Origin of the sequence: Pontiella sp. (assembly GCF_041622395.1) — a bacterium.
Lineage (GTDB): Bacteria > Verrucomicrobiota > Kiritimatiellia > Kiritimatiellales > Pontiellaceae > Pontiella.
This window is the reverse complement of sequence record NZ_JBFJYW010000267.1, coordinates 1-5,247: the sequence shown is the minus strand read 5'-3', so window position 1 is coordinate 5,247 and position 5,247 is coordinate 1. Positions and strand designations below refer to the sequence as shown.

Annotated in this window: 7 protein-coding genes and 1 pseudogene; 4 read left to right on the top strand and 4 right to left on the bottom strand. The window is 61.2% G+C overall.

What is annotated here, in order from left to right:
• From ABYO54_RS13665 to ABYO54_RS13650, 4 genes are all read right to left on the bottom strand, one after another.
• Positions 1-567 carry an IS630 family transposase gene (locus tag ABYO54_RS13665; RefSeq protein WP_372808803.1) on the bottom strand — a complete coding sequence of 189 codons (567 nt, stop codon included), beginning with the start codon at positions 565-567 and terminating at the stop codon, positions 1-3.
• Positions 548-922 carry an IS630 transposase-related protein gene (locus ABYO54_RS13660; protein ID WP_372808804.1) on the bottom strand — a complete coding sequence of 125 codons (375 nt, stop codon included), beginning with the start codon at positions 920-922 and terminating at the stop codon, positions 548-550. The genes ABYO54_RS13665 and ABYO54_RS13660 overlap by 20 nt, the downstream gene beginning before the upstream one ends.
• A 153-nt stretch (positions 923-1,075) precedes the next feature.
• On the bottom strand, positions 1,076-1,252 hold the full coding sequence (locus ABYO54_RS13655; protein WP_372808802.1) for a hypothetical protein: 177 nt from the start codon (positions 1,250-1,252) through the stop codon (positions 1,076-1,078).
• Positions 1,253-1,308: 56 nt separating this feature from the next.
• Positions 1,309-1,575, bottom strand: a complete 267-nt coding sequence (locus ABYO54_RS13650) for an HU family DNA-binding protein (RefSeq protein WP_372808801.1) — start codon at positions 1,573-1,575, stop codon at positions 1,309-1,311.
• Between the two features lie 313 nt (positions 1,576-1,888).
• Between ABYO54_RS13650 and mbhE the strand changes: the two genes are divergently transcribed.
• The 4 genes and pseudogenes from mbhE to ABYO54_RS13630 all read left to right on the top strand — a co-directional run.
• On the top strand, positions 1,889-4,195 hold the full coding sequence (gene mbhE, locus ABYO54_RS13645; protein WP_372808800.1) for a hydrogen gas-evolving membrane-bound hydrogenase subunit E: 2,307 nt from the start codon (positions 1,889-1,891) through the stop codon (positions 4,193-4,195).
• Complete coding sequence (locus ABYO54_RS13640) at positions 4,192-4,593, top strand: Na+/H+ antiporter subunit B (RefSeq protein WP_372808799.1); 402 nt, start codon at positions 4,192-4,194, stop codon at positions 4,591-4,593. Before mbhE ends, ABYO54_RS13640 begins: the two co-directional genes overlap by 4 nt.
• A gap of 1 nt (position 4,594) precedes the next feature.
• Positions 4,595-4,942 (top strand): Na+/H+ antiporter subunit C, encoded by a 348-nt coding sequence (locus ABYO54_RS13635; RefSeq protein WP_372808798.1) that lies wholly within the window; start codon positions 4,595-4,597, stop codon positions 4,940-4,942.
• Positions 4,939-5,247: pseudogene (locus tag ABYO54_RS13630) on the top strand (Na+/H+ antiporter subunit D); the annotation flags it as partial. The gene ABYO54_RS13635 and the pseudogene ABYO54_RS13630, both read left to right, overlap by 4 nt.

Below are 5,247 nucleotides of genomic sequence, written 5' to 3'. Positions count from 1 at the left end.
TTAATTTAAACTATAGCCGCAAGAGGTAAACCAACCAAGGGCATCCGCTTTGCTAACACAACCCAAGGCAACGCCGATCGCATCAAGCAACGATTCCTGGGAACGCGCTTTTGCACCGCGAAGCAGTTGCTTCACTTTACTCCACATCTTTTCGATGGGATTCAGGTCGGGGCTGTAGGGAGGCAGGAACCAAACTTCTGCCCCGACTTCCTCGATCAGCTGCAGCGCAAGCTTATCCTTGTGCGCCGAGAGGTTATCGAGCACAACGATGTCACCCACTCGAAGAGTTGGAATCAGGATATGTTCAACATAGGCGCGGAACACATCGCCGCTCGTTGCGGCATCAACGGCCATGCAGGCCGTTTCCCCATTGAAACGGATAGAGGAGATCATGGTGGTTGTGCACCAATGGCCATGCGGGGCGTGGTCATACGCCCGCTTGCCTTTCAGTGACCGCCCATACAGCCGGGTCATGTTGGTCTTGGCTCCGGCCTCGTCGATAAAAACCAATCGGGCAATATCGAGTTGTCCTTGCATGGCGATCCACTCAGCCCGTGCGAGCTTCACGTCTTCGCGCCCTTGCTCGCTGGCGTGCAGCGTTTTTTTTAAAGCTCACCCCCATGTCCTTTAAAACATAGTGAATGGCAGGCAATGTGCAGTCTAGAGCCAGTTGGTCCTGGATCTCCCTCAGAGTGATGTCTGGCTGACGGTCGATCAGGGCTTTCATCTGCAGCCGGTGCTCCTCGGTAAAACAGGGCTTTCTGCCAGAATGATTGTGACGTGGGGCGATGTCCCCAGTCCTCTTGCGTTGCGAGAGTAGCTTTTTCACCATGCCGAGCGATACGCGGTACCGATCAGCGATGTCCTGCCGGGTTCCTTCCCCGGCATCGTATGAGGAAAGAATCCTCTGACGTAGATCCATCGATAGAGTGCTCATGTAAAGAACCCTAGACGATGACACCCCGAATGGCTACAGTATTATTTAATATGCTCTAGCCGCGGGCGCTGCGCGGCAGGTGTGCGGACACAAAAAAGCCCGCTTTGTGGGCGGGCGATGCAAAGGGGCGGGGGGAGATTAGTAGCTCTGGCCCGAGAAGCCGGGTAAGCTGGTGGAACCTTCCCAGTCTTGGGGCGTGTTCCAAGGCATGTTGGAATATTCCTGATCGTCCATGTTGCGGTCGTAAGGCATTCTGCAACCTGAAAATAAAAGGGTGCCGATGGCGGCCAATACAATAAAGAGGGTCTGTTTCATGATTAAAAGAAGACCCGCCCCGTGAAACGGGGCGGAATCCAATATCCAAATACTGATTAAAGAACGGCGTCTTTGGCAGCCTTGGCAATGCGGAACTTCAGCACGGTTTTCGCCGGGATCTGAATGGTTTCGCCAGTGGCCGGGTTGCGGCCGCTGCGGGCGGCGCGCTCAACTTTAACGAGCTTGCCGATGCCGGGAATCGTGAAACCGTCTGCAGCGCCTTCGTACGCGAGCGCTGCGAGCGCTTCAAGGGCGTCCTTGGCTTGGGTTTTGGAAATGTCTGCCTTTTCGGCAACTGCGGCAATGATCTGCGATTTGGTCATAGGTTTTCCCATTTTATATCTCCTCGATATTCTCGTAATGTAGGTTCCAACAACATTGGGCCGACTCCGTATCGTCCCAGCGATAAAAGTTTCTAGGGCATTGCTTACTTCTAAGCAACAGCAAAATAAGGAAAAACCAGTATTTACAGGGGTCTCGCGCCCCTCCGGGCACCGCCGGGCGGAGGCCCGAGAAAACCGATCATAATATGTGCAGATTAGTCATCATGCGCCTTGCGAAAAGCAAACCGTTCTGGTTCTATTTTCCGCGACGGGCGGGGGTAATGCCCTCGGGTTATATTTTCTTGGAAAGGGATTGCCGGACCGCATGCTGGAGTTGCTGACATTCTGCTTTGCCGCGGCGATCGCCGCCCCCTGGGTGTACCGCAGCATCCCTACGTACGCGGGCGCAATTCTTTCCGTGGCACCGCTGGCGGTCTTTTTCTGGTTGCTGTCGCAGCTTGCCGGGGTGGGGCATGGCCATGCCGTCGTCGAGAGCCGCGTTTGGGTGGAGCAGCTTGGGCTGGAGGCGGCCTTCCGGCTCGACGGGCTTTCGCTGTTGTTTGCGCTGATCATCAGCGGCATCGGGGCGCTGATCGTTGTGTACACGCAGGGCTATTTCAAGGGGCATCCGCAACAGGGGCGCTTCCTGATGTACATGATCGCCTTCATGGCTTCCATGTTGGGCGTGGTGCTGGCCGACCACCTGTTGCTGGTTTTTGTTTTCTGGGAGCTCACCAGTTTTACCTCCTACCTGCTGATCGGCTTCAACCACGAGAGCCCCGCCGCCCGCGCCGCCGCGCTGCAGGCGATGCTCGTCACCGTGCTCGGCGGGCTCTTCCTGCTGGCCGGCATGATTCTTCTGGCCGATGCCGCCGGAACCTGGCGGCTCTCCGAAATCGTTCAGCGGGGCCACGAAATCGCCCTCCACAAAAATTATCTGCCGATTCTGCTCCTCGTCTGCATCGGCGCCTTCACCAAATCGGCCCAGTTTCCGTTCCACTTTTGGCTGCCCAACGCCATGCAGGCGCCGACGCCGGCCTCGGCCTATCTGCACTCCTCCACGATGGTGAAGGCCGGGGTCTACCTGCTTGCCCGCCTCCATCCGGCGCTCGGCCACACCGAAGAGTGGACGCTCATCCTCATCACCATCGGCACCATCACCTTCCTCGTCGGCGCCATCATGGCGCTGGGGCAGCACGTGCTCAAGCGCCTGCTGGCCTACACCACCGTCTCCGCCCTCGGCGCGATGGTGATGCTCTTGGGCGTCGGCACCCAATACACCATCAAGGCCATGGCCGCGTTCGTGCTCGCCCACGCCTTGTACAAAGCCACGCTCTTTATGGTGGCCGGCGGCATCACCCACGAAACGGACGGCGAAACCTCGATCGACAAGCTCGGCGGCCTGCGCAAGGCGATGCCCTGGTCGTTTGGCTGCGCCATGCTCGCCGGATTCTCCATGGGCGGTTTTCCGCCGTTCCTCGGCTTCGTGGCCAAAGAAACCTGGCTGCATGCGCTCGGCGACTCTCCGCTGCTCATTCTCGCCACCGTCATCGGCGGCGCGGCCTATGTGCTCGTCGGCCTCTCGGTTGGGTGGACGCCCTTCGCCGGCAACATGCCCGCCGGCCTCCACGCCCACGAAGTCCCGCTCTCCATGCGCATCGGCCCCATCGTGCTCGGCGTCGGATGCCTGTTGCTGGCGTTCCTCAGCGGTTGGGTTGGCCATCATCTGGTGGCGCCTGCGGCCGCGGCCATCTATGCCGAGCCGCTCGAAGTCCACCTGCATCTCTGGGCGGGCTTCAACAAATACCTCGTCATCAGCCTGGCCACGCTCGCCATCGGCATCGGTTGCTACCGGGGTCGCGCCGTCTTTGTTCGGTGGGCGAACACGCTGCGGCCGCTCACCCGCTTCGGCCCGGATGCGGTTTATGAGCTCAAGCTCAACGCCGTGCTCACGTTTGCCGCATGGCAGACGCGCGTGCTGCAGACGGGGCTGTTGCGCGACTATATCCGCTTCACCGTCCTCACGACCATTGCGCTCGTCGGCGCGGCGTTCGTCCGGGCGGGCGGTTTCCAGCGCTGGGAAAACCTTTCGCCCATCTCGCCGCGCCTCGCGTTGATCGCCATTCTGATGATTGCGGCGGCCTTTGCCACGGCGCACTCGAAGTCGCGCCTGCGCTCGATCCTCTCGATGGGGGTGGTCGGCTATTCCATGGCGATGCTCTTCACCTTTTTCGGCGCGCCCGACCTCGCCATGACCCAGCTCGTCATTGAAACGCTGACGGTCATCCTGCTCGCGCTGGCGTTCCACCATTTGCCCGCCTTCCGCCACGGATCGGCCAAGCGCACCCGCGCCATCGATCTCGCGATCGCCGTCGGCGTCGGCGTGGCCGTCACGATGCTGGTGCTCGCCGCGCTGCACGTGCAGACCCACACGCCCGTTTCCGACTACTATCTCGACCACGCCTACAAGGACGCCCACGGCCGCAACGTCGTCAACGTCATCCTCGTCGACTTCCGCGCGCTCGACACCCTGGGCGAAATCACGGTGCTCACCATCGCCGCGCTCGGGGCGTTCGCGCTGCTGAAGCTGAAACCCAACAAGAAGGAGGCCGCAGAATGACCTCCCTCATTTTCCGCACCGCCACGCGCTACATGTTTCCGCCGCTGCTGGTGTTCTCGGTCTACGTTTTGCTGCGCGGCCACCACTATCCGGGCGGCGGGTTTGTCGGCGGCCTCTTTGCGGGGTCGGCCTTTTCGCTCTACGCCTTGGCCTTCAGCGTCGGCGAGGCGCGCGGCATCCTGCGCGTCGACCCGCGCGACATCACCGCCGCCGGCCTGGCCATTGCGCTGCTGAGCGGGATTCCGCCGCTCTTTTCCGATGCCGAGTTCCTGACGGGCACCTGGTGGGCGCTGCCGTTCATGGATCTGGGGACGCCGCTGATCTTCGACCTCGGCGTCTATTTCGTCGTGTTCGGCGTTTTGCTGACGCTGGTCTTTTCGCTGGGGGAGGAGGAATAGCATGGAAGTTCTCCTCGCCCTCGTGATCGGCGTGCTCTACGGAGCCGGGCTCTATCTGATGATGCGCCGCAACCTCGTGCAGCTGATCATCGGCCTCGGCCTGCTCAGCCACGGCGCCAACCTGCTGATCTTCACGGCGGGCGGACTCCGCCAAACGGGCGCGCCCATCCTGGCCGAAGGCGAAAAGCACTTCGCCGCCGCGCCCGCCGACCCGCTGCCGCAGGCGCTGATCCTGACGGCGATCGTCATCAGCTTCGCCGTGACCGCCTTCGCGCTGGTCCTGTTCCTGCGCACCTACCAAACCGTCGGCACCGACGACGTGGACAAACTGAAGGAGACCGACACATGATCCTCCTTCCGTCGCTGCCCATCACCCTCCCGCTCGCCGGCGCCTTCCTCTGCATGTTGGCGCGCAAAAGCATCGCCTGGCAGAAGGCCATCGCGCTGATCACGTCGCTCCTCGTTCTGCTGACCGCCGTCGGCATCATGGCGCACACCAAGGACGGCACCATCGCGGTGATGAATGTCGGCGGCTGGCCGGCGCCGTTCGGCATCACGCTCGCGATCGACATGCTTTCGAGCGTCATGCTGGTGCTGGTCGGGCTGCTGGCGATCGGCGTCTCGTGGTATGCCTGTTTCGATCTCGACCGCGCG

Bases quoted from the DNA above. Each gene is read 5' to 3' on its own strand.
- ABYO54_RS13660 (WP_372808804.1), bottom strand. From the start codon at position 922: ATGGATCTACGTCAGAGGATTCTTTCCTCATACGATGCCGGGGAAGGA.
- ABYO54_RS13655 (WP_372808802.1), bottom strand. From the start codon at position 1,252: ATGAAACAGACCCTCTTTATTGTATTGGCCGCCATCGGCACCCTTTTA.
- ABYO54_RS13650 (WP_372808801.1), bottom strand. From the start codon at position 1,575: ATGACCAAATCGCAGATCATTGCCGCAGTTGCCGAAAAGGCAGACATT.
- ABYO54_RS13640 (WP_372808799.1), top strand. From the start codon at position 4,192: ATGACCTCCCTCATTTTCCGCACCGCCACGCGCTACATGTTTCCGCCG.
- ABYO54_RS13635 (WP_372808798.1), top strand. From the start codon at position 4,595: ATGGAAGTTCTCCTCGCCCTCGTGATCGGCGTGCTCTACGGAGCCGGG.